General features: G+C 74.5%; 19 protein-coding genes. 11 read left to right on the forward strand and 8 right to left on the reverse strand.

Features of this window, described 5'->3' with window-relative positions; all coding sequences use genetic code 11:
- Window positions 1–55: 55 nt before the first annotated feature.
- Genes ACQP10_RS13530 through ACQP10_RS13540 form a run of 3 tightly spaced genes read right to left on the reverse strand, consistent with a single transcriptional unit; the run spans window position 56 to window position 4,601 of the window.
- On the reverse strand, window positions 56–1,324 hold the full coding sequence (locus ACQP10_RS13530; RefSeq protein ID WP_346020134.1) for a M20/M25/M40 family metallo-hydrolase: 1,269 nt from the start codon (window positions 1,322–1,324) through the stop codon (window positions 56–58).
- Between the two features lie 23 nt (window positions 1,325–1,347).
- Window positions 1,348–3,420 (reverse strand): prolyl oligopeptidase family serine peptidase, encoded by a 2,073-nt coding sequence (locus tag ACQP10_RS13535; RefSeq protein WP_433541463.1) that lies wholly within the window; start codon window positions 3,418–3,420, stop codon window positions 1,348–1,350.
- A gap of 2 nt (window positions 3,421–3,422) precedes the next feature.
- Window positions 3,423–4,601 (reverse strand): C39 family peptidase, encoded by a 1,179-nt coding sequence (locus tag ACQP10_RS13540; RefSeq protein ID WP_346020132.1) that lies wholly within the window; start codon window positions 4,599–4,601, stop codon window positions 3,423–3,425.
- 195 nt (window positions 4,602–4,796) lie between these two features.
- Between ACQP10_RS13540 and ACQP10_RS13545 the strand changes: the two genes are divergently transcribed.
- The gene (locus ACQP10_RS13545) at window positions 4,797–5,759 is read left to right on the forward strand and encodes a sugar kinase (RefSeq protein ID WP_346020131.1); all 963 of its coding nucleotides are present in this window, start codon (window positions 4,797–4,799) and stop codon (window positions 5,757–5,759) included.
- Between the two features lie 187 nt (window positions 5,760–5,946).
- Here ACQP10_RS13545 and ACQP10_RS13550 read toward each other — a convergent pair whose 3' ends face one another.
- Entirely contained in the window at window positions 5,947–7,149 is a 1,203-nt protein-coding gene (locus tag ACQP10_RS13550) for a M20 family metallopeptidase (protein ID WP_399500543.1), read from the reverse strand.
- Between the two features lie 298 nt (window positions 7,150–7,447).
- Here ACQP10_RS13550 and ACQP10_RS13555 point away from each other — a divergent pair, with 298 nt between their 5' ends.
- Entirely contained in the window at window positions 7,448–8,062 is a 615-nt protein-coding gene (locus tag ACQP10_RS13555; protein ID WP_433541464.1) for a class I SAM-dependent methyltransferase, read from the forward strand.
- Window positions 8,063–8,175: 113 nt separating this feature from the next.
- On the opposite strand, the gene ACQP10_RS13560 is transcribed toward ACQP10_RS13555, so the two are convergent.
- From ACQP10_RS13560 to ACQP10_RS13570, 3 genes are all read right to left on the reverse strand, one after another.
- The gene (locus ACQP10_RS13560; RefSeq protein ID WP_346020128.1) at window positions 8,176–8,586 is read right to left on the reverse strand and encodes a RidA family protein; all 411 of its coding nucleotides are present in this window, start codon (window positions 8,584–8,586) and stop codon (window positions 8,176–8,178) included.
- A 125-nt stretch (window positions 8,587–8,711) separates the two neighbouring features.
- Window positions 8,712–9,293 carry an AAA family ATPase gene (locus tag ACQP10_RS13565; RefSeq protein ID WP_433541465.1) on the reverse strand — a complete coding sequence of 194 codons (582 nt, stop codon included), beginning with the start codon at window positions 9,291–9,293 and terminating at the stop codon, window positions 8,712–8,714.
- Between the two features lie 227 nt (window positions 9,294–9,520).
- Window positions 9,521–9,958 (reverse strand): hypothetical protein, encoded by a 438-nt coding sequence (locus ACQP10_RS13570; protein WP_346020125.1) that lies wholly within the window; start codon window positions 9,956–9,958, stop codon window positions 9,521–9,523.
- On the opposite strand from ACQP10_RS13570, the gene ACQP10_RS13575 reads away from it, so the two are divergent.
- A complete protein-coding gene (locus ACQP10_RS13575; RefSeq protein WP_433541466.1) occupies window positions 9,950–10,285 on the forward strand; it encodes a nuclear transport factor 2 family protein in 336 nt (111 codons plus the stop codon). The two genes, ACQP10_RS13570 and ACQP10_RS13575, sit on opposite strands and share 9 nt — an antisense overlap.
- On the opposite strand, the gene ACQP10_RS13580 is transcribed toward ACQP10_RS13575, so the two are convergent.
- Window positions 10,254–10,871, reverse strand: coding sequence for a DUF4232 domain-containing protein (locus ACQP10_RS13580; protein WP_433541467.1), 618 nt, complete (start codon window positions 10,869–10,871; stop codon window positions 10,254–10,256). The genes ACQP10_RS13575 and ACQP10_RS13580 overlap by 32 nt on opposite strands.
- A 364-nt stretch (window positions 10,872–11,235) precedes the next feature.
- Here ACQP10_RS13580 and mtnA point away from each other — a divergent pair, with 364 nt between their 5' ends.
- The 8 genes from mtnA to ACQP10_RS13620 all read left to right on the forward strand — a co-directional run bounded on the left by mtnA (window position 11,236) and on the right by ACQP10_RS13620 (window position 21,776).
- On the forward strand, window positions 11,236–12,216 hold the full coding sequence (gene mtnA, locus ACQP10_RS13585) for an S-methyl-5-thioribose-1-phosphate isomerase (RefSeq protein WP_346020122.1): 981 nt from the start codon (window positions 11,236–11,238) through the stop codon (window positions 12,214–12,216).
- Window positions 12,217–12,524: 308 nt separating this feature from the next.
- Window positions 12,525–13,289, forward strand: coding sequence for a peptidoglycan recognition protein family protein (locus ACQP10_RS13590; RefSeq protein ID WP_346020121.1), 765 nt, complete (start codon window positions 12,525–12,527; stop codon window positions 13,287–13,289).
- 130 nt (window positions 13,290–13,419) lie between these two features.
- On the forward strand, window positions 13,420–15,228 hold the full coding sequence (locus ACQP10_RS13595; RefSeq protein WP_346020120.1) for a methylmalonyl-CoA mutase family protein: 1,809 nt from the start codon (window positions 13,420–13,422) through the stop codon (window positions 15,226–15,228).
- On the forward strand, window positions 15,225–17,387 hold the full coding sequence (gene scpA, locus ACQP10_RS13600) for a methylmalonyl-CoA mutase (RefSeq protein WP_346020119.1): 2,163 nt from the start codon (window positions 15,225–15,227) through the stop codon (window positions 17,385–17,387). Before ACQP10_RS13595 ends, scpA begins: the two co-directional genes overlap by 4 nt.
- The gene (gene meaB, locus ACQP10_RS13605; protein WP_179818194.1) at window positions 17,371–18,339 is read left to right on the forward strand and encodes a methylmalonyl Co-A mutase-associated GTPase MeaB; all 969 of its coding nucleotides are present in this window, start codon (window positions 17,371–17,373) and stop codon (window positions 18,337–18,339) included. The genes scpA and meaB overlap by 17 nt, the downstream gene beginning before the upstream one ends.
- Window positions 18,340–18,889: 550 nt before the next feature.
- Window positions 18,890–20,224 carry a cytochrome P450 gene (locus ACQP10_RS13610; RefSeq protein ID WP_346020118.1) on the forward strand — a complete coding sequence of 445 codons (1,335 nt, stop codon included), beginning with the start codon at window positions 18,890–18,892 and terminating at the stop codon, window positions 20,222–20,224.
- Window positions 20,221–21,105, forward strand: coding sequence for a terpene synthase family protein (locus ACQP10_RS13615; protein WP_399500535.1), 885 nt, complete (start codon window positions 20,221–20,223; stop codon window positions 21,103–21,105). The genes ACQP10_RS13610 and ACQP10_RS13615 overlap by 4 nt, the downstream gene beginning before the upstream one ends.
- Before the next feature lie 5 nt (window positions 21,106–21,110).
- On the forward strand, window positions 21,111–21,776 hold the full coding sequence (locus ACQP10_RS13620) for a hypothetical protein (protein ID WP_433541468.1): 666 nt from the start codon (window positions 21,111–21,113) through the stop codon (window positions 21,774–21,776).
- Window positions 21,777–21,827 lie beyond the last annotated feature (51 nt).

Below are 21,827 nucleotides of genomic sequence, written 5' to 3' on the forward strand. Positions count from 1 at the left end.
GCCACCGGCAGGCGGTGCCACCGGCAGGCGGTGCTCCCGGTGCGCGGCCGGGCGGTCAGGCGGCCAGGAGGCGGTCCAGGACCCGGACGCCGAACTCCAGGCCCTCGACGGGGACGCGCTCGTCCACGCCGTGGAACATGCCGTAGTAGTCGAGCTCGGGGGAGAGCATCAGGGGCGCGAAGCCGTACCCCCTGATGCCGATGTCGGCGAAGGACTTGGCGTCCGTGCCGCCGGACATCACGTACGGCACCGGCCGTGCCGCCGGGTCCTCGGCGACGAGCGCGTCGCACAGCCGGTCGAAGAACGGCGCGTCCAGCGGTGCGGAGGGGGCGTCCTCGAAGCTGACGAACTCGCGGGTGACCTTCGGGCCGAGCAGCCGGTCGATCGTCTCCAGGAACTCCTCCCGGTATCCGGGCAGGAACCGGCCGTCCACGTGCGCGGTCGCGGTGCCGGGGATCACGTTGACCTTGTAGCCGGCCTCCAGCATGGTCGGGTTCGCCGAGTTGCGGATCTGCGCCGAGAACAGCGCGCCGACCGAGCCCAGCCGCTCGGCCTCCTCCTCCAGCCGGTCGAGGTCGATCGGCTCGCCCAGGACGTCGCCCAGCTCGTTCAGCAGCGCCGCCACCCCCGGGGTGAGCCGTACCGGCCAGCGGTAGGCGGCGATCCTGGACAGCGCGTGGCACAGCTCGGCCACGGCGTTGTCCTTGGGCGGCTTGGAACCGTGGCCGGCGACGCCGGTCGCGGTGAGCCTCATCCACGCGGTGCCGCGCTCGCCCACCGCGACCGGGTAGATCCGCGCTCCGGAGGGGGCCTGGACGCTGTAGCCGCCGGACTCGCTGATCGCCTCGGTGCAGCCCTCGAACAGGTCCCGGTGCCTGGTGGCCGCGTACCGCGCGCCGTACTCGCCGGTGGCCTCCTCGTCGGCGAGGAAGGCGAGCACGAGGTCCCGCTTCGGCCGCACGCCGCGCCGGGCCCAGTCGCGGACCAGGGCGAGCGTCATGGAGACCGTGCCCTTCATGTCCACCGCGCCCCGGCCCCAGACGCAGCCGTCGGCGACCTCGCCGGAGAACGGGTGGATCCGCCAGTCGGCCGGCTCGGCCGGGACGACGTCCAGGTGGCCGTGGATCAGCAGGGCCTCGGGCGAGTCGCCCGGGATGCGGGCGACCACGCTGGTGCGGCGCTCGGCCGACTCGAACACCACCGGCTCGATGCCGGCGTCGGTCAGCAGCTCGGCGACGTGCTCGGCCGCCGGTCGCTCACCGGAACCGGGGTTGGTGGTGTCGAACCTGATCAGGTCCGAGCAGATCTGGGCGACCTCGTTCATCGAAAAACTCCCCCGAAAGTGGATTATTGGTGCATACCCTTAAGTGCCAGGGGCGGCACCTCGGGCGTCGGGAAGTCGAAGATCAGGCCGTAGAAGGCCAGCTCCGCCTCCAGGGCGGCGACGATCGTCTCCTCCCGGCGCCAGCCGTGCTGCTCGCCGGGGAAGGTGATGTACGCCCACGGCGTGCCCGCGCGGTCCAGCGCCGCGACGAACCGCTCGGCCTGGACCGGGTCGACGATCGCGTCCTCCAGGCCGTGCATGAGCAGCGCCGGACCGGAGGCGCGATCGGCGTGCAGCGTGGGGGAGCGGTCCAGGTAGCGCTGCCGGGTCTCGGGCAGCGGGCCGATCAGCCCGTCGAGGTAGCGCGACTCGAAGTCGTGGGTCTCGGCCGCCCAGCCCTCCGGGTCGGTGATCGCGTAGTGGGCCACCGCGCCCCGGAACACCGTGCTGTGCACCAGCGCGGCCACCGACGTCCAGCCGCCCGCGCTGCCGCCCCGGATCGCGATCCGCCCGGCGTCCGCCCGCCCGGCGGCGACCAGGCCGCGCGCCACCGTCTCGCAGTCGCGCACGTCCACCACGCCCCACTCGCCGCGCAGCCGCTCGCGGTAGGCGCGGCCGTACCCGGTGGAGCCGCCGTAGTTCACGTCGGCCACGCCGATGCCCCGGCTGGTGAAGTAGGCGATCTCCAGGTCCAGGACCATGGTGCTCGCGCCGGTCGGGCCGCCGTGCACGAAGATCACGTAGGGGGCGGGGCCGGTGACGCCGCGCGGCGGGTAGACGTGCGCGTGCACGCCGTCGAACGTCACCGCCTCCGGCTCCGGCAGCACCTCGCGCGGCGGCAGCTCCTTGCGCGCCGACAGCACCTCGTGCCCGCCGGTCCGCAGGTCCACCCGGAAGACCTCGAACGGCGTGTACGGCGAGGCCGCCACGCCCGCCACCACGTCGCCCGCGGCCGAGACGGTGGGGTTCCAGTAGGTCGGCGGCGCCTCGACGTCCTCGATCCGCCCGGTCTCCGGGTCCAGCACGCCCAGGCGGCGGCGGGCCGGGGTGCCGTGCAGCAGGACGATCCGGTCGCCCGCGAGCGCGAAGCAGGTGTTGCCCAGCCGCCACGGCGCGTCGCCGCACTCCTCGGCGAGCGGGGCGAGATTACGGGGCTCCCCGCCGTCCAGCGGCACCAGGTGCAGGTTCCACCAGCCGTCGCGGTCGGTCAGCGCGTACAGCGCGCCGTCGTCACGCCACTCGGCCTGGATCACCGACTCCTCGGGCCCGCCCGCCACGACCCGGTACGGCCCGGCCGCGCCGGCGGCGTCCAGCGGGGCCACGCACAGCTCGGTGCCGTCCCACGGCATGTTCGGGTGGTCCCAGCCGATCCAGGCGACGTGCGTCCCGCCGGGGGACAGGCGCGGGCCGGCCAGGAAGTGCTGGGCGGCGACGATCACCCGCACCGGGCCGCCGTCCAGCGGGACCGCCACCAGGTCGCGGCGGGGCCCGGCGGCGAATCCGGACGCGGATCCGGAACCGTCTGCGGCTCCGGCGGCGGGCGCGGACCCGGACGCGGGGTTCGCGCCGGACCCGGCGGGGTGCGTCTCGCGCACCGCCCACACCTCGGCGCGGCCCGGCGGCAGGTACAGGTCGCCGTATCGGGAGCCGTCGTCAGGGGTCAGCGGCACGGGGACCGCGTCCGGCGCGGTGTCCCGGACGGTGTCGGGCGCGGCGCCCGGGACACCGGCCGGAGCGGACGAGACGACGGCGTCGCCGGCGGCGTCCAGGACGGGGGAGGCGGCGCCGGCCGCGGCGGGCCTCCCGTCGTACCGGTAGATCCGCTGGTCGGACCAGTTGGTGAACACCACGCCGCCGTCCGGCAGCGGACGCCAGGAGCGCCCGCCGTACTCGATGAGGCGGTTGCGGGAGTTCCAGCCCTGGGGGATCGCGTCACGCGGCACGCCGTCCGGGCCGCGCCGGACCACGCACCTGCGCCCGCCCTCGTGCGGGCGCGGCTCGTCCCACCACACCTCCTCCCCGCAGATCTCGACCCAGAGGGGACGGTCGTCCACCCGGGCCACGTCGACGGGGCGGATGGGAGAGTCGTTCAGCATGATCACCAGTTGCCGTCGGAAGGGGGCAGGGAGAAGCCGGGCGGGTGGATCACGTGCGCGACCCCCCCGCTGCCGGACGAGCGGAGCCAGACGTCGCCGAACGCGGCCCGCGGATAGACCCGGCGCACCTCGTGGTCGCCGGGCGCGGCGGGATCGTTGACGATCACGTCGCCGTCCGCGGTGAAGCCGACGACGACCATGATGTGACCGCCGGTGGAGTAGCCGGAGCCGGGCAGCTCGTGCTCCCGGAACGACTGCGAGGTGATGACCGGGACCCCCGCGCGGACCAGGCGCTCCAGCTCGGCGAGCGAACGCAGCCGGGTGACGAACCCGGCGAGGCCGTAGCGGCCGGCGTAGGCGACGCCGAACGGCCAGTTGCCGGTGCCCTGGTAGCCGTGGTCGTACATGCCGCGGGCGGCGTGGTCCACGGCCGGGCACGGGTCGTCCGGCGGGACCCAGCCCAGCTCGGCGGCGGAGGGGCCGCGGCCCCAGTAGGCGACCACCATGCTCGTCGAGGCGGGGGCGCACCAGTTGGCGCCGCCGCCGTCCCACTGCGGGAAGTGCCCGGCGTGGACCTTCTGCGACCGGCACGGCACGTCCAGCTCCACGTGCCCGGCGGGGTCTTGGTGGCCGGCGTCCGGATGGGCGGCGCCGACGTGGGAGTCCGTGCGGACGGCGTCCGGGGGAGCGGCGTCCGCCGACGCCGTCCGGGCCGTCGGCGCCGAGGCCATCACCGCGGCCCCGTGGACCCGCGCGCCCGAGCCGTACAGGGTGAACCTGAGCCTGAAGGCCGTCACCGGGCGGGCCGCCACGTAGGTGTCCACGGCGACGTCGCCGTGCTCGTCGCCCTGCCCGGGCAGGGAGGTGCGGTGGACGTCGCCGTCCTCCTCGGCCCAGCGGCCCATCACGTACCAGCGGGTCAGGTCGCCCGACGCGGTCCGGGCCCGCAGCTCGACCTCGATCCACGACCCCGGCGGGGCGCTCGCCGTCCACGACGGCACCAGCTCGGCCGCGGGGAAGCCGAGCGGCGTCTCCTCACCGGTCCAGCGGGCGTACTTCCAGGTCGTGACGGCGTCGCCGAACGGGTCGCGATAGTCGGCCAGCCCGATCTCCTGGGGCTCCACGTCCGCCCACCGGTGCAGGGCGACGCGGCGCGCGCCGACGGATGAGGACGTGGTCACGCCGCCCAGTGTTGCCGCTGGGACGGATGCGGCGCATCGGATGGTTTACGTATCGCCGGGCCCGTGCCCGGCCCGCGCGCGTTTCGAGCCGGTTTCCAGGGGCTCCTGAAGGCCAGCCGGATGGCACACTGGTCGCCGTGCCGATCCGGTACGGCGGCAGCAGACCGATGGACGAACACCCAGCAGAGAGAGGCCGTGGCCGTGGCCGAGGTCGTGACGTACGGGGAGTGCATGCTCCTGATGGTGGCCGAGCCCGGGGTGCCGCTGGCCCGCGCCCGCAGCTTCCGCCGCTCGGTGGCCGGAGCCGAGGGCAACGTGGCGATCGGGCTCGCCAGGCTCGGCCACGCCGTACGGTGGCTGGGCCGGGTCGGCGCGGACCCGGCGGGCGAGGCGGTGCTCACCGACCTGCGCGCGGAGGGCGTCGACCTGTCGCACGCGCAGACCGACGAGCGGTACCCGACCGGGGTGCTCATCCGTGACAGCCATCCCGCCCGGGCGATCGACGTGCAGTACCACCGGGCCGGGTCGGCGGCCTGCCACGCCTCCGGCGACTGGCCCGGCCCCGGGACGCTGGACGGCGCCCGGCTGCTCCACCTGACCGGCATCACGCCGATGCTGTCGGAGGACACCCGCCGGGCGACCGGGCGGCTGCTGGAGCTGGCCCGCGAACGGGGCGTCACGGTGTCCTTCGACCCCAACGTCCGCCGCAAGCTCGGCGACGCCGACCGGTGGCGGGAGGTCGTGGGGCCGCTGCTGCGCCGCGCGGACATCCTGCTGGCCGGCACGGAGGAGCTGGAGCTCCTGACCGGCCGGCGCGCCGCCGAGGCCGTCGCCGACCTCCGGGCGGACGGCGTCGGCACCGTGGTCGTCAAGAACCCCGACCGGTCCGCGACGGCCGTGACCGCCGAGGGCTCCTGGAACCGTCCCGCCTTCGACGTGCCCGTCGTGGACCCGGTGGGGGCGGGGGACGCGTTCGCGGCCGGGTTCCTGTCCGCCACGCTGCGCGGGCTCGGCCCGGAGCGGGCCCTGGCGGAGGGCGCCACGGTCGCCGCCCTGACGATCCAGTCGGTCACCGACGCCGAGGGCCTGCCGTCGGCGTCCCAGCGCGACCGCGCGCTGGCCGCGTTCATCGACGGCGGCGAGACCGTGCACCGCTGATCCGCCGCGTTCCGGAGGCGGCCGTCCTCCGGAAGGTGATGGCCGCCGTGTTCCGGAGGCGGCCGTCCCCCGGGAGGTGACGACCGCCGGACGGGCACGGAGGGCGAGCCGGCCCGGCCGACGGACGAAACCGGTGGCGGGCCGGACACCCGAACCCGGCCGGGAGGGCGCACCGGCGACGGGACCGTCAGGCGGACGCGGCGGCCGAGAGCCGCCGCTCGGCCAGCTCGGCGTAGACCGCGGCCCCGTCCGCCAGCACGCCGTCGTCGTAGACCGCCTCGGGCGAGTGGTTGTAGGGCATCCGGCCCGGATCGGCGTCCCGGGGACAGGCGCCCAGGAAGACGAACGCCGACGGCACCCGCTGCCCGACGAAGGAGAAGTCCTCCGACCCGGTCAGCGGCCGGGGCATGGGACGGTGGCGGTGCTCGCCGAGGAGCTCGCGGACCGTCGCCTCCACGTGCCGGGCCTCGGCCGGGTCGTTCACGGTGACCGGGTAGTTCACCACGTAGTCGGCGTCCACCTCCAGGCCGTGGGCCGCCGCGACGCCGCGCACCAGCGCCGGCGCCGCCTCCCGCACCCGCGCGTGCGCCTCGGCCGAGAACGACCGCAGGGTCACCTCGAACCGGGCCTCGTCGGGGATGACGTTGTCGGCGGTGCCCGCGTGGAAGCTGCCCACCGTCACCACCACCGGGTCGAAGACGTCGAAGCCCCGCGTCACCATCGTCTGCAGCGCGGTCACCATCTCGCACGCCGCCGGGATCGGGTCCTTGGCCCGGTGCGGCGCCGAGCTGTGCCCGCCCCGGCCGCGCACGGTGACCTTCAGCTTGTCCGCCGCCGCCATGGCCGTCCCCGGCCTGGAGGCGAACAACCCGTGCGGGATCTCCGCGCTGATCACGTGCATCCCGTACGCGGCGACGGGCAGCTCGCCCGACAGCTCCAGCACCCCCTCGTCGAGCATGATCCTCGCCCCGCCGTCCCCCTCCTCGCCCGGCTGGAACATGAACACCACCGAGCCGGCCAGCCGGTCCCGGCGCGCCGACAGCAGGTGCGCCGCCCCGGCCAGCATCGCGGTGTGCAGGTCGTGCCCGCAGGCGTGCATCACCCCCTCGACGGCCGAGCCGTACGGCAGGCCGGTGCGCTCGGTCACCGGCAGCGCGTCCATGTCGCCCCGCAGCAGCACCGTCGGACCCGGCAGCGCCCCGCGCAGCACGGCGGTCACCGAGCTCAGCGCCCGGCCCGTGCCGATCTCCAGCGGCAGGCCGTCGAGGAAGCCCAGCACCTTCTCCTGGGTGCGCGGCAGGTCGAGGCCGATCTCCGGCTCGCGGTGCAGGTCGTGGCGGAGCCGTACGAGCTCCTCGTGCAGGTCGTGCAGGTCGGCGCGCTGGGACACGGGCGTTCTCCTTCGAATGGCCCGTCGGGGGCCGTCACGGGGCGGGGCCTCGATGATGCACCGGCCGCGGCCCCGTTCCAAGAGCGGTGCCGCGTCCGTGCGGTCCCCGTTCCGAGAACGGTGTCGCGTCCGTACGGCCACGTTCTCCGTACGGCCACGTTCTCTGTACGGCCCGCGTTCCCTGTACGGCCCGCGTGATGATCGCTACGGTGGAGGCCCCGGCCGGAGGACCTGCCCGGGGTCCGGAGGCCGTTGATCGGCCCGGAGTCCGGAAGCCATCGGGGGAGGCGGGCGTCAGGTGTCGCGGTGGAACCACAACGTCCACTACCACCCGGTGATCCTGACGGCCCTGCCGGGCGGGTGCGGCCGGGTCCTCGACGTGGGCTGCGGCGAGGGCGTCCTGTCACGCGAGCTGCGCCGGGTCGCCGCGCACGTCACCGCCATCGACCTCGACGAGCCCAGCATCGACCTCGCCCGGCGGCGGGACGACGGCTCGGGCGTCGAGTACGTCCTCGGTGACTTCCGCACCCACCCCTTCGAACCCGCCTCCTTCGACGCGGTCGTCTCGGTCGCCACGCTCCACCACATGGACGCCGTCCCGGCGCTCCGGCGGATGAGCGACCTCCTCCGCCCCGGCGGGACGCTCGTCGTCGTCGGCCTCGCCCGCTCCCGGCTCCCCGCGGATCTCCCCTGGGAACTCGCCGTGGCCGTCGGCACCCGGCTGTACAAGCTGAGGCGGACCTACTGGGAGCACTCGGCCCCCATGGTCTGGCCGCCGCCGGAGACCTACGCCGGGATGCGCCGCATCGCACGGGAGACGCTTCCGGGCGCGCGCTACCGCCGCCACCTCCTGTGGAGATATTCGATCGTCTGGCGCAAGCCCCCGGAGCCGGCCGCCTCGATCGGCCGGTAGCGCCCGCCGGTCACCCGCCCGTCTCGGTCACGATCCGGCCGGCCGGTCCGTGGACGACACCCCGATCCGGGCGCGGCCGGGCCGCGGTCCAGTGGTCAGGTCGTGTCCGGTGGTCAGGCCGGGGAGGCGGTGTCCCGCGTCCGGGGGCGGCGCGCGTCGACCTCGATCTCGATCCTCATACGCGGGTCGGAGAGGCCGCACACCAGCATCGTCGCGGCCGGGCGGACCTCTCCGAAGTGCCGGCGCAGCACCGGCCAGCAGGGCTCGAAGTCCTCGCGGTCGGGCAGCAGGTACCGCACCCGCACGACGTCGGCGAACGAGCAGCCCGCCTCGGCCAGCGCCGAGCCGATGTTACGCAGGCACTGCTCGGCCTGCTCGACCACGTCGTCGGAGATCGTCATGGTCGCGTAGTCGAACCCGGTGGTGCCCGAAACATGGACCCGGTCCCCGTCCACCACGGCCCGGGCGTAACCGATCTCCTTCTCGAAGGTGGAGCCACTGAGGATCGCGCGTCGTTCCGTCACGGGGAAACCGTACCGCCGTGGAACGGGATGGGGCGATCACGGGAATCGTGCCGTTCCGGAGTGGAGCGGGGTGTGGGGTGCGCGGGGTTTCCGCCCGGGGGCCGACGCGCCCGGGGCCGGGAGGGTCACGTGGGAGACCCTGGCTCACGAGGCGCGGCGCGTGCCGCGGCGAAGGCGACGATGTCGGGCAGGGGCGGGTCGTAGCCGCCGGTGGTGTCCACGGTCAGCGCCGGCAGGTCCATGCTGATCCAGCCGAAGGCGGCCAGGTCGCGCTCGCCCGCCGCGATCGCCTTCAGCAGGTCGTGGTCGGCGTGGGCGGCCCGGTGGGCGTCACTGGCGGCGCGCCGGGCGATGCGCTCGCCCGCGAGCGCGGCGTCGACGACGCAGCGGATGACACGGATCCGCGCGAGGCCGATGAGCGGCTGAAGGTTCGGCCGCCATACCCGGTCCTGGAACGCGGCCTCGGCGACCACGCTGACCCCGGCCCGCGTGAGCAGGCCGAGGACGTCGAAGAACACCTTCAGGACCGGCAGGTTGAGCGCGGCTCCCGCATCGGGGCCACGGTCACCGGCGGCGTCCGCCATGCCCTGCTTGATCTCGTCACGGATGATCGCCGGATGGCCGAGTTCCCGGGCGAGCCGGTGGGCCAGGGTCGTCTTGCCGGACCCCGGAGGCCCGCTCACCACGGTCAGCGTCGGCAGTGCCATGGTGCATTCTGGCACGCCGCCCCGGACGGCCCGCCGAGCATGGAAACGCCACCGGTACGGCGACCGCACCGGTGGCACATGGCGACTCAGTCCGCGAACCTCCTGGCATCCCCGCCGGGAAGAGGTTTCGATGCCGCCGGAGCCGGAGCCGGAGCCGGAGCCGGAGCCGGAGCCGGAGCCGGAGCGCCGTCTACCGGAACCCTGCTCTGCTCACGGGCGGATATTCGTCAGCGGTCCTGTTCGCTCGCTTCGTCGAACATGTCGTGCACGGTCTGGGCGGTCGCCGCGCGGGTCACCCAGGTCTCCAGGAGGGTGAGGTCGGTGCAGGAGGTGATCCGGGCGCGGACGCCGTCCGGCACGTCGAGGCCACGGGCGTCCATCACCAGCAGAACCAGCTTGGCGGCTTCTTCCGCCTCGCCTTCCGCCTTGCCTTCCGCCTTGCCTTCTGCTTTGCCTTCTGCCAGGCCGCGGCCGTAGTGCTCGCGGGCGAAGGGGCTGTGGACGGGCCAGTCGGTGGACGTCATGATCTCCTCCAGGAGGTGCCGCACCTCGGGCACGGACATGTCGTAAGCGTGTTCATAGTACTTCGCAGCGTAGTCGTGGGGTAGCTCGGCGAGCGCTGAGGCGAAGGCCTCGACGACCTTGCGGTCGCGGCCGTGGGCCATGACCGCAAGGGCCGACAGCTCCGGATGGGCGGCGGCCTGCTGGGGGTCGGTGATGGCCGGGATGCCGCCGGGTCCGAGCACCCGGAGACCGTCGTCGCGGAGTACGAGCTGGCCGGGACGGTGACCACCACCGGCCTTCGCGGCGCCGCGTCCTTCGTCGCGGTGCTCACCGTGCGCGGCGGGAAGGTCGTGCGATGGCGCGAGTACCGGAACACCGCCGCCATCGCCGCGGCCACCGGAACGCTCCCCGCGCTCCTGGCCGCCTACGGCGACGCCCCGGCCGCTGGGGTGAGGCTCAGAGGCGCGCCCCCGGGGCCGCCGGGGTGAGGTCGATGCGCCCGTCGTCGCAGACCCGCGCCGAGAAGGGGACCGTCAGGTAGACGGTCTCGTCCGGCGGGATGACCATCAGCCGCGCGGAGGCCGGGCAGGTGGTCTCCCGCCCGCTCGGCACCTCGGTCCAGTGCATCCTGAAGTGGGCCGAGGCGCCGGGCCGCAGGGTCACCCGTTGCGGCCGGACGTTCTCCCGCCGCGGCCTGGTGCGCAGCGCGTCGCCGTTGCGGTCGATCGTGACCAGGCCCGGGAAGCCGTACACCCAGCAGGTCCGGGTGGACCCGTTGGTGAACACCAGCGGCGCGTACCGCTGGCCCGCGCCCGCGTCCACCCGGCCGACCCGGGCCGAGAGCGCGCCGGTCCGGCAGCGCCCGGGTGCCGCCGCGCCGGAGAGGGTGGCGGCGCCGGCCGCCGGGACGGCGCTCGCGGGCCGCGCTTCCCCGCCGTGCCCGGTGCGGCGTTCCCGGGCACGGCCGTCACGGCGCTTCCGGCCGCGATCGGCGCGGCGCCCGCGGACCGCGCGTCCCCGGCCGCGTTCCCCGCCGGGGAGATGTCCCGCTGGGCGGGCGTCGCCGAACCGCACGCGGCCGAGGCCATCAGCACGCCCGCCACCACCATCGAGAGGGCCGGGAGGCGTCCGGCGCCGTTGGATCGTCTCATGTCTCCCTATGACGTCCTGCGGCCTCGTCTTGTTCGCCGGGCCGCGGGGACGTCGGGGGCACGCGGAGCGGGCGCCTTCGCGCGCGCCGTACCGGGTCTGCCCGTCCGACCTGGGCGGACGGTCGTCACGGAAGCTCGGTGCGTGCCGGTCCGGCCTGTCCGGAAGGACAGGCTCCCCTGACGCCGGTGGCGTACACGTCTGTCCTCCGCGTCCCCGTACGGCCGTGGCCCGCCGGGCCGGAACAGGGGTGGCGGACCCCCCGGGGAGCGGGCGTAGATTGCCGGACATGCGGACGATCGACTGGGCCGGCGACGCCGTCGAGCTCGTGGACCAGACCCTGCTGCCCGGCGAGTGCGCCGTCATCCGGGTCGGGACGGTGGACGGCCTCATCGACGCCATCCGGCGGCTGGCCGTGCGGGGGGCGCCCGCGCTCGGCGTGGCCGGGGCGCTCGGCGTCGCGCTCGCGGCGGCCACCGAACCGGATCCGGCGGCCGCCGCGGCCCGGCTGCGGGCCGCCCGGCCGACCGCGGTCAACCTCGCCTGGGGCGTGGACGAGGCGCTGAAGCACCTCGACGAGGGGTTCGAGGCGGTGCTCGGCCGCGCGCTGGAGATCCGTGACGCCGACATCGCGGCCTGCCACGCCATGGGGGAGCGGGGCGCGGACCTGGTGTGCGAGCTGACCGGCCGCGACCGGCCGCGGATCATGACCGTCTGCAACACCGGCGGCCTGGCCGCGGTGGAGCGCGGCACCGCGCTCGGCGTCGTGCAGACCCTGCACGAACGGGGACGGCTGGCCGGGGCAATAGCCCTGGAGACCCGGCCGTTGCTGCAGGGCGCCCGGCTCACCGCCTGGGAACTGGGCCGGATGGGCGCGCCGTACCGGCTGGTCGTCGACTCGGCGGGGCCGTTCCTGCTGGCCAGAGGCGAGGCCGACGCCGTGCTGATCGGCGCCGACCGGATCGCCGCCAACGGCGACACCGCCAACAAGATCGGCTCCTACGCGCTGGCCTTGGGCGCCCGCCGCGCCGGGGTGCCGTTCGTCGTCGTCGCCCCGGAGTCCACGGTGGATCTCGCGACCCCCTCCGGGGACCTCGTCGAGATCGAGGACCGCGACCCGGAGGAGGTGCTCGGCGTGCGCGGGGTACGGCTGGCGCCGGAGGGCGCGGCCGTGCTGAACCCGGCCTTCGACGTGACGCCGCGCGACCTGATCACCGCCATCGTCACCGAACGCCGGGTCATCCGCCCCGACCGGGGCGAGACGCCGTAGCGGGGCGGTTCGCCCCGGCCTCGGCGGGTCGTCGTGGCCCGTGCTCCTCGCCTCCGACCTGCGATCTCTCCCTGGCGGCGGGCCCGCGCGGGAGCGGACCGGCCTCGCGCCGCGGGACGCCGGTGGTTTCGACCGCTCCGGCGGTGGAAGTGGTACGTCCATGTTCGGGGCGAAAACCGTCATCGGCCCCGCATGTGACAGAGATGCGACTGGTGGTATTTGCGAAACGCGCCCCGCCTCGCGGGACACTACGGATAACGTCGGTCGCGCGGTACATCGAGCAGTTCGCGTTCCCCCTGGAGACACCTGTGGCCGACATCGTGAAACGCCGCGAATGGGGCGCCCGCGCCCCGCGCGGCTCATACTCGAGGATCTCCTCCACCAGGGGTGTGAAGGTCCACTACACCGGCGGGCGCGTCGACCCCGGCATCGTCGACGACCACGCCAAGTGCGTCGCCCTGGTCCGGTCCATCCAGAACCAGCACATGGACGGCAACGGCTGGCTGGACATCGGCTACAGCATGGTGGCGTGTCCGCACCGGAAGGTGTTCGAGGGCAGGGGGCCGCACCACCTGCCCGCGGCCAACGGCCCCGGTCTCAACAGCGGCCACTACGCGGTGCTGGGCCTGGTCGGCTCGACCGGGCTCACCAAGCCCACCGACGGCATCCTGCACGCCGTCCTCGACGCGGTCGAGTACCTGCGGGCCGAGGGCGGCGCGGGCCGGGAGATCAAGGGCCACCGCGACGGGTACGCCACCGACTGCCCCGGCGAGCCGCTGTACGCGTGGGTGAAGCGGGGCGCGCCCCGCCCCGGCGCCACCCCCGCCCCGCCGGAGCCGCACCCGGTCTTCCCCGGCCGCGTCCTCAAATATCCGCCGGTCATGGAGGGCGAGGACGTCCGCACCTGGCAGCGGCAGATGCGCGAGCGCGGCTGGGACCTCGACGCCGACGGCCTGTACGGCGAGGAGTCCCAGCGGGTCTGCCGCAAGTTCCAGGACGAGAAGGGCCTGCCCGCCACCGGCGCCGTCGACCGCGCCACCTGGAACGCCGCCTGGGAGGAGCCCGTCACCTGACGCGCCCGGATCCCTGCGCCCCGGACACCCGGGGAGAGGCCGCGGGAGATCCGCCGCGCGGCGGCCGGGACACACCCGGGCGGGGACCCCGGGAGGCCGTCACCGGGCCGTGGGGCTTACCATCCCAGGCATGACGGTGCCGCCTGAGGAACTTCGATGGACCGCCGGCTTCCCCCCGGCCACGCGGGAGCGGTGGCGGGAGCTGGCGCTCGGGGTCCTGCGCAGGTCGGGCGTCGAGGCGGCCTCGCCCGAGGAGGCGCTGGCCTTCACGACCCACGACGGCGTCACCATCGCCCCGATCTACGACGCCTCCGACCTGCCGGGCGATCCGGGCCTGCCGGGCGTGGCCCCCTACGTCCGCGGCTCCCGGTCCGGGGGCGGGAGCTGGGAGATACGGCAGCGCCACGAGGCGGCCGACCCCGAGGCGGTGCTCGCCGACCTGGAGAACGGCGTCACCTCGCTGTGGCTCGCCGTCGAGCCCGAGGACCTGCCCCGCGTCCTGGAGCGGGTCCACCTGGAGCTGATCTCGGTCGCGCTGGACGCGGGGGAGCGCACCCGCGAGGCGGCCGAGACCCTGTTCGCGCTGGCCGCCGGGCAGGCCGCCCGCGAGCGGCCGACCCGGCCGGAGGCGCCTCCCGGGAGCGGTGACGGCGGGCCCGCGGCGGGTTTCCTGACCGGCACCTTGGGCGCGGATCCGCTGCGCGACCCGGAGACCGCCGCGGACCTGGCCCGGCGCTGCGCCGCGGGCTTCCCCGGGCTGCGCGCGGCCGTCGTGGACGCCACGCCGTACCACGACGCCGGCGGCGGCGACGCCGAGGAGCTGGGCTGCTCCCTGGCCGCGGGCGTCGCGGCGCTGCGGGTGCTGACCGGCGCCGGGCTGAGCGAGGAGGAGGCGTTCGGGCAGCTGGAGTTCCGCTACGCCGCCACCGCCGACCAGTTCCTCACCATCGCCAAGCTCCGCGCCGCGCGCCTGCTGTGGGCCCGCGTCGCCGAGGTGTGCGGGGTGACGCGGAACGCCGGGCAGCGGCAGCACGCGGTGACCTCCTCGGCCATGATGACCGCCCGCGACCCGTGGGTGAACATGCTGCGCACCACGCTCGCCTGCTTCGCGGCCGGCACCGGCGGGGCCGACGCGGTGACCGTGCAGCCGTTCGACGCCCGGCTGGGCCTGCCGGACGCCTTCGCCCGCCGCATCGCGCGCAACACCCACTCCCTGCTGCTGGAGGAGGCCCACGTGGCCCGGGTGACCGACCCGGCCGGCGGCTCCTACTACGTCGAGCGCCTCACCCGCGACCTGGCCGAGCGGGCCTGGGAGTGGTTCCAGGAGATCGAGCGCGCCGGCGGCGCGGGGTCGCGGGCCGGGGACGACCTCGTCGCCCGGCGGCTGGCCGCCACCCGGGAACGGCGTTCGGAGGCCGTCGCGCACCGCCGCGACCCGATCACCGGGGTGAGCGAGTTCCCCGACCTGGCCGAGCGCCCGCTGCGGCGTCCCCCGCACCCGCGTCCGGTCGCCGGCGTCCACTACGCCGGGGAGTTCGAGCGGCTGCGCGACCTGGCCGACGCTCAGCCGGTCCGCCCCCACGTGTTCCTGGCGACCATCGGGCCGGTCGCGGCGCACAACGCCAGGACGTCGTTCGCGGCCAACCTGTTCCAGGCCGGCGGGATCGCCACCGTGTCGGGCGGCCCGCTGACCGACCCGGAGGAGATCGCCGCCGCGTTCACCGCCTCCGGCGCGCGGGTCGCCTGCCTGTGCTCCGCCGACCGCCTGTACGGCGAGCACGCCGGCCCGGTGGCCGCCGCGTTGCGCGCGGCCGGGGCCAGGCGGATATGGCTGGCGGGGCGGGGGAAGTACCCGGGCGTGGACGCCCTTCTGTACGCCGGGTGCGACGCGCTCGGCGTGCTCCGCACGACCTTCGACGACCTGGGGGTGACCCGATGATTCCCGACTTCTCCGCGGTCCCGCTGGACGGCGGGGCGAGCGCCGCCGGGCCCGCCGTACGGCGGGCCGCCGGGGACGGCACGGCCGGGCCGGTGTGGGAGACCCCCGAGGGGATCGCCGTGAAGCCCCTCTACACCGCCGCCGACCTCGACGGGCTGGACTTCCCGGCGACCTACCCGGGCGTGGCGCCGTACCTGCGCGGGCCGTACCCGACGATGTACGCGACCCAGCCGTGGACGATCCGGCAGTACGCCGGCTTCTCCACCGCCGAGGAGTCCAACGCCTTCTACCGGCGCAACCTCGCCGCGGGACAGAAGGGCCTGTCGGTCGCCTTCGACCTGGCGACCCACCGGGGCTACGACTCCGACCACCCCCGGGTGGCCGGCGACGTCGGCATGGCCGGGGTGGCGATCGACTCCATCTACGACATGCGGCAGCTCTTCGACGGCATCCCGCTGGAGAAGATGAGCGTGTCGATGACCATGAACGGCGCGGTGCTGCCGGTGCTCGCGCTGTACATCGTGGCCGCCGAGGAGCAGGGGGTGGCGCCCGAGCAGCTCGCCGGGACCATCCAGAACGACATCCTCAAGGAGTTCATGGTCCGCAACACCTACATCTACCCGCCGGGGCCGTCGATGCGGATCATCTCCGACATCTTCGCCTACACCAGCGAGCGGATGCCGAAGTTCAACTCGATCTCGATCTCCGGGTACCACATCCAGGAGGCCGGGGCCACCTGCGACCTGGAGCTGGCCTACACCCTCGCCGACGGCCTGGAGTACCTGCGGGCCGGGGTCGGGGCGGGCCTGGACGTCGACGCGTTCGCGCCGCGCCTGTCGTTCTTCTGGTGCATCGGCATGAACTTCTTCATGGAGGTCGCCAAGCTGCGGGCGGCCCGGCTGCTGTGGGCGAGGCTGGTGTCGGGGTTCGGGGCGGGGAACCCCAAGTCGCTGTCGCTGCGGACGCACTCGCAGACCTCCGGCTGGTCGCTGACCGCCCAGGACGTCTTCAACAACGTGGTGCGCACCTGCGTGGAGGCGATGGCCGCCACCCAGGGGCACACCCAGTCGCTGCACACCAACGCGCTGGACGAGGCGCTGGCGCTGCCGAGCGACTTCTCGGCGCGGATCGCCCGCAACACCCAGCTGCTGCTGCAGCAGGAGTCGGGCACCTGCCGGGTGATCGACCCGTGGGGCGGCTCCTACTATGTGGAGCGGCTCACCCACGAGCTGGCGCGGAAGGCGTGGGGGCACATCGAGGAGGTGGAGGCGGCCGGGGGCATGGCCAGGGCGATCGACGCCGGGCTGCCCAAGCTCCGCATCGAGGAGGCCGCCGCCCGCACCCAGGCGCGCATCGACACCGGGGCGCAGCCGGTCATCGGCGTCAACAAGTACCGGCCCGACGCCGACGAGCCCATCGAGGTGCTCAAGGTGGACAACACCGCGGTGCGGGCCCGGCAGCTCGACAAGCTCCGCCGGCTGCGCGCCGAGCGCGACCCGCGGGCGGTGGAGGAGGCGCTGGCCGCGCTGACGAAGGGCGCGGCGGGTGACGCGAACCTGCTCGCGCTGTCGGTGGAGGCGGCCCGCGCCAAGGCGACCGTCGGGGAGATCTCCGAGGCGCTGGAGAAGGTCTTCGGCCGGCACGCGGGCCAGATCCGCACGATCTCCGGGGTGTACCGCGAGGAGGTGGGTTCCGGCGTGGACGAGGTCCGCGGCATGTGCGCCGAGTTCGAGCGGCTGGAGGGGCGCCGCCCCCGGATCCTGGTGGCCAAGATGGGCCAGGACGGTCACGACCGGGGCCAGAAGGTGATCGCCACGGCCTTCGCCGACCTCGGGTTCGACGTGGACGTCGGCCCGCTGTTCCAGACGCCCGAGGAGGTCGCCCGCCAGGCGGTCGAGGCCGACGTGCACGTGGTCGGGGTCTCCTCGCTGGCGGCCGGGCACCTGACGCTGGTGCCCGCGCTGCGCGACGCGCTGGCCGGACTCGGCGCCGAGGACGTCATGATCGTGGTCGGCGGGGTGATCCCGCCGGGCGACTTCGACGCGCTGCGCGCCGCCGGGGCCTCGGCGATCTTCCCGCCCGGCACCGTGATCGCCGACGCCGCCCGCGGGCTGCTCGCCGACCTGCTCACCCGGCTGGGTCATGGCGCGGACGCTTGACGACTACGTCACGGGGGTGAAGGAGGGCTCCCGGGCGTGGATCGCGCGGGCGATCACCCTGGTGGAGTCCTCCCGGCCCGACCACCGGGAGCTGGCGCAGCGGCTGCTGGTCGAGCTGGCCCCGCTGGCCGGCCGGGCGCGCCGGGTCGGCATAACCGGCGTGCCGGGGGTGGGCAAGTCGACGTTCATCGACGCCCTCGGTGTGCGGCTGACCGGTCAGGGGCACCGGGTGGCGGTGCTCGCCGTCGATCCGTCGTCGACCAGGACCGGCGGCAGCATCCTCGGTGACAAGACGAGGATGGCGCGTCTGGCCGCCGACCCGGACGCCTTCATCCGGCCCTCGCCCACCTCCGGCACCCTGGGCGGCGTCGCCCGGGCGACCCGGGAGGCGATGGTCGTGGTGGAGGCGGCCGGCTACGACGTCGTGCTGGTGGAGACCGTCGGCGTGGGCCAGTCCGAGACCGCCGTCGCCGACATGGCCGACACCTTCCTGCTGCTGGCCCTGGCCCGGACGGGCGACCAGCTCCAGGGCATCAAGAAGGGCGTGCTGGAGCTCGCCGACGTGATCGCGGTCAACAAGGCCGACGGCCCGGGGGAGGCCGACGCCCGCAAGGCGGCCCGGGAGCTGGCCGGGGCGCTGCGGCTGCTGCGCTCGGAGCGTACGGTGCCGGTGCTGACCTGCAGCGGGATGTCGGGCGCCGGCCTGGACGAGCTGTGGGCGCGCGTCGTCGCCCACCAGGACGCGCTGGCCGCCTCGGGTGAGCTGGAGGAGCGCCGCCGCCGCCAGCAGGTCCGCTGGACCTGGTCGCTGGTGACGGACCGGCTGCTGGCGGCGCTGCGCGAGCACCCGCGGGTCGCCGAGATGACCGCCGAGGTCGAGCGGGACGTGCGGGCCGGGACGCTGACGCCGTCCCTGGCCGCCGACCGGATCCTGGCGGCCTTCCGCGAGTGAGCGGGTCCCGGGCCGATGGGCCGGGGGTTCGCGAGCAGGGGTCCCGCCGCGACGACCGGCCTGTCATGCCCGGTGGCGGCGCCGGATCGGCCGGGCCCCAGGTGACCATCCGCCGTGGCCGGATGTCAAGGCGAAAGTTGACATCCAGCGGATCCTATCTTGTTAATTTGGGACCAATGACCGGTGTTGGTGGCACTGATGCACTTTATGATTTTATCATCACTTGATCACGAGTGGTGGATCATGTAATGTTTCGCGCCAAGAGTTGCAAATGTCGTAATAGTGCGCTCAGTGAATACCGCAAGGACGGAAAGCGCATGACGGTGCGCGGGAAGGTCGCGCGAGGGCTGTCCTCCGGCAGGTCCTGACCTGTTTTCTCCGCGCGGGAACCGGCCGTGGCGAGGTGGCCGGACCCCGCCGTCGGATCCCGTACGGCCCGCACCGTCGTGGGCGGTCTCGTGCTGCGCGGATTCGGGGCGCCGGTGGGGAGACCTTGGCGATGCCGACAGATGTGGCCGTCCTATCCGCCCGGCGGGCGAGGTCAGTTCCGATGTATCGGGCACTCCCGGCCCTGCTCCGCGGTCCCGCGGTCGCCCTGGCGGGCATCGCCCGGGAGTCCGGCGGGGAGGTCGTCCGGCTGGGACTGGGGCCGTTCCGCCCCTACCTGGTCTCCCACCCCGACCACGTCCAGCAGGTGATGCGCCTGGAGTGGACGAACTACCAGCGGATGGGGATGTTCTGGCGGCCCCTGGAGCGGCTCTTCGGGCACAGCATCATGGGCGACGGCGAGCAGTGGAGCATCAGCCGGAAGATCCTGCAGCCGATGTTCACCACCCGGTACATCGCCACGATCGCCGAGGAGGTCTCCCGCCGCGTCGCCGGGCGCATCGAGGAGTGGGACGACCATGCCCGGACCGGGCAGAGCTTCGACGCCGCCACCGAGATGTCCACCATCCTCACCTACATCGTCAACCGGGTGCTGTTCGGCGACAAGCTGGACCGCAAGGACGGGGAGGACATCATCCCCGCCTTCGACACGGTCGCCAACTCCCTCGTCTACCGGTTCCTCATGCCGTTCATGCCCTACACGGTCCGGGTGCCCCGCGACCGGGCCCTGGAGAAGGCCGTCCAGCGGATCGACGACGTCGTGTACCCGATCGTGCGCCGGGCCATGGACCACCCCGACGACAGCACCGACGTCATCTCGATGCTCTGCCGCTCCACCGACGACAACGGCGACCCGCTCACCGCCAAGCAGATCCGCGACGCCCTGGTCAGCGTCTACGCCGCCTCCTCGGAGACCACCGCGATGGTCATCACCTGGCTGTGGCTGCTGCTGAAGGAGCACCCGCAGGTCGAGGCCCGGCTCCAGGCCGAGATCGACGAGGTGGTCGGCGACGGCCCGGCCCGGCCCGAGCACCTCCCGCGGCTCGCCTACACCCGGATGGTGCTGCTGGAGACCCTGCGGATGTACCCGGCGGGCTGGCTGCTGCCGCGCCAGGTCATGGAGGACGCGGAGGTCGGGGGCGTGCGGATCCGGCGCGGCTCGACGGTGTTCATCTGCCCCTACGCCACGCAGCGGCTGGACGGGTTCTGGGAGCGCCCGGACGAGTTCGACCCCGAGCGGTTCGCGCCGGCCGAGGGGGAGCGCAGGCACAGGTACTCCTACTTTCCCTTCGGCGGCGGGCCGCACAAGTGCCTGGGCGAGCACCTGTTCTACGTCGAGGCGCCGCTCGTGGTCGCCTCCATCCTCAGCCGGTACCGCGTGTCGGTGCCCACCCCGGGGCCGTACCCCATGGGCTGGGCGGCCTCGCTGCGCCCGAAGCAGAAGATCATGCTGAAAGTGGCCTTCGCCGGACACGACCGGGTCGGGGCCGCGCGATGACGGCCGTGCCCGCCCGGGACGCCTGGCCGCCGGCCGCGGAGTGCGGGGCGGTCTGCGCCGGAGCCGGACGCGCCCAGCGGGACATGCGCGAGTGGGCGGCGGCCTATCCGGAGCTGTTCTCCGCCAAGCCGTTCGACGCCGCCCTGTACAGCACACTCTCCCTGGCGATGGCCTTCAGCGGGCCGTGGCTCGGCGCCGACCGGCTGCGGATGGCCAACAAGGTCACCCTGTGGGCCTTCGGCCTGGACTGGCTCGTCGACTACGTCGCAACCTCCCGGGAGGAGGTCGAGGACATCGCCCGGCGCTGCGCCGACGTGGCCGAGGGCGCCCCGCCCTCTCCCGGCGACGACCTGACCCGCATGCTGGCCGACATCCGCGACGAGCTGTCCGCCTCGCCCGCGTACGGCGTGCTCGGACCGGTCTGGCGCGACGAGCTGCGGCGGATGCTGGACGGCATGCTCACCGAGTGGCGCTGGAAGAGCGAGAAGGCCCGGCCCACGCTGGAGGAGTACCTCGCCAACGCCGACAACCTCGGGTTCTCCTTCGTCCTCGCCGCCCACTGGATCCACGTCGCCGACGGCGCGGCGGTCTCCGACGTCGAGCCGCTGCGCGAGGCGAGCCGGGCCGTGCAGCGGGTCATCCGCCTCCTCAACGACCTCGGCACCTACGAGCGGGACGTCGCCTGGGGCGACCTCAACGCGATCCCGCTCGACCCCGGCGGCCACACGGGGATCGAACGGCGGGCCACCGAACTCGCCGCCCACGCCAGGGAGCTGCTGACCGCGCTGGACGCCCACCCGGAGCTGACCCGCTACATGGAGCGCCAGATGGACTTCTGCGCCGGGTTCTACCAGGTCGGTGACTACTGGGGGACGCTGTGAACGCCGTGGGCGCCGTGAGTGCCGCCGCCCGGCCCGCCCCGGCGCCCGGCCGGCTTCCGGCTCCGGGCGACCTGCCCGCCGCGGCACGGGAGCTGGTGGCCGGGCTGCTGGCCGCGCCCTGGGGACAGGTGTCGGCCTCGCCGTACGAGACCGGCCGGGTGGTGAGCCTGGCGCCGTGGCTGTCCGGGCACGCCGGGCGGATCGACTTCCTGATCGCCACCCAGCGAGGGGACGGCGGCTGGGGCCCTCCGGGCCACCACGGCCTCGTCCCCACCCTCAGCGTGGTCGAGGCGCTGCTGGCCGAGCGCCGGCGGGAGTCCTCCCCGGCCGACCGAGAGCTGCTGGCCAAGGCCGCCGCCCGGGGGCTGGAGCTGGTGCGGGCCGGGGCGGTCGCGGGCCGGGAGGAGCCGCTGCCGGACATGCCGGCGATCGAGCTCATCGTGCCCCACCTGCTCTCCCTGATCGGTGATCACCTCGCCGCGGAGGACCCGGACACCGCCGGCCGTCTCGGCCCGGCGCCGGGGCCGTTCCCCGGCGCGGACGGCGCCAAGCTGGCGGCGGTCAGACGGTGGATGGCCTCCGGCGCGGCCGTCCCGCAGAAGCTGGTCCACGCGCTGGAGTCGGCGGGCCCGGAGGGGCGGCCTCGCCGGGCGTCGTCCCCACGCCGATGACCGCCGGCATGGCGGCCGTCGGCGCGTCGCCCGCGGCGAGCGCCGCCTGGC

It is taken from the genome of Streptosporangium sandarakinum, assembly GCF_050942225.1.
Classification (GTDB): Bacteria; Actinomycetota; Actinomycetes; order Streptosporangiales; family Streptosporangiaceae; genus Streptosporangium; species Streptosporangium nondiastaticum.

What these genes read in the sequence shown, in the direction of transcription:
- ACQP10_RS13530 (WP_346020134.1), bottom strand. Translation starts at nt 1,324, where the DNA reads ATGAACGAGGTCGCCCAGATCTGCTCGGACCTGATCAGGTTCGACACC.
- ACQP10_RS13535 (WP_433541463.1), bottom strand. Translation starts at nt 3,420, where the DNA reads ATGCTGAACGACTCTCCCATCCGCCCCGTCGACGTGGCCCGGGTGGAC.
- ACQP10_RS13565 (WP_433541465.1), bottom strand. Translation starts at nt 9,293, where the DNA reads ATGGCACTGCCGACGCTGACCGTGGTGAGCGGGCCTCCGGGGTCCGGC.
- ACQP10_RS13570 (WP_346020125.1), bottom strand. Translation starts at nt 9,958, where the DNA reads ATGGCCCACGGCCGCGACCGCAAGGTCGTCGAGGCCTTCGCCTCAGCG.
- mtnA (WP_346020122.1), top strand. Translation starts at nt 11,236, where the DNA reads ATGCGGACGATCGACTGGGCCGGCGACGCCGTCGAGCTCGTGGACCAG.
- ACQP10_RS13595 (WP_346020120.1), top strand. Translation starts at nt 13,420, where the DNA reads ATGACGGTGCCGCCTGAGGAACTTCGATGGACCGCCGGCTTCCCCCCG.
- scpA (WP_346020119.1), top strand. Translation starts at nt 15,225, where the DNA reads ATGATTCCCGACTTCTCCGCGGTCCCGCTGGACGGCGGGGCGAGCGCC.
- meaB (WP_179818194.1), top strand. Translation starts at nt 17,371, where the DNA reads ATGGCGCGGACGCTTGACGACTACGTCACGGGGGTGAAGGAGGGCTCC.
- ACQP10_RS13610 (WP_346020118.1), top strand. Translation starts at nt 18,890, where the DNA reads ATGTATCGGGCACTCCCGGCCCTGCTCCGCGGTCCCGCGGTCGCCCTG.
- ACQP10_RS13615 (WP_399500535.1), top strand. Translation starts at nt 20,221, where the DNA reads ATGACGGCCGTGCCCGCCCGGGACGCCTGGCCGCCGGCCGCGGAGTGC.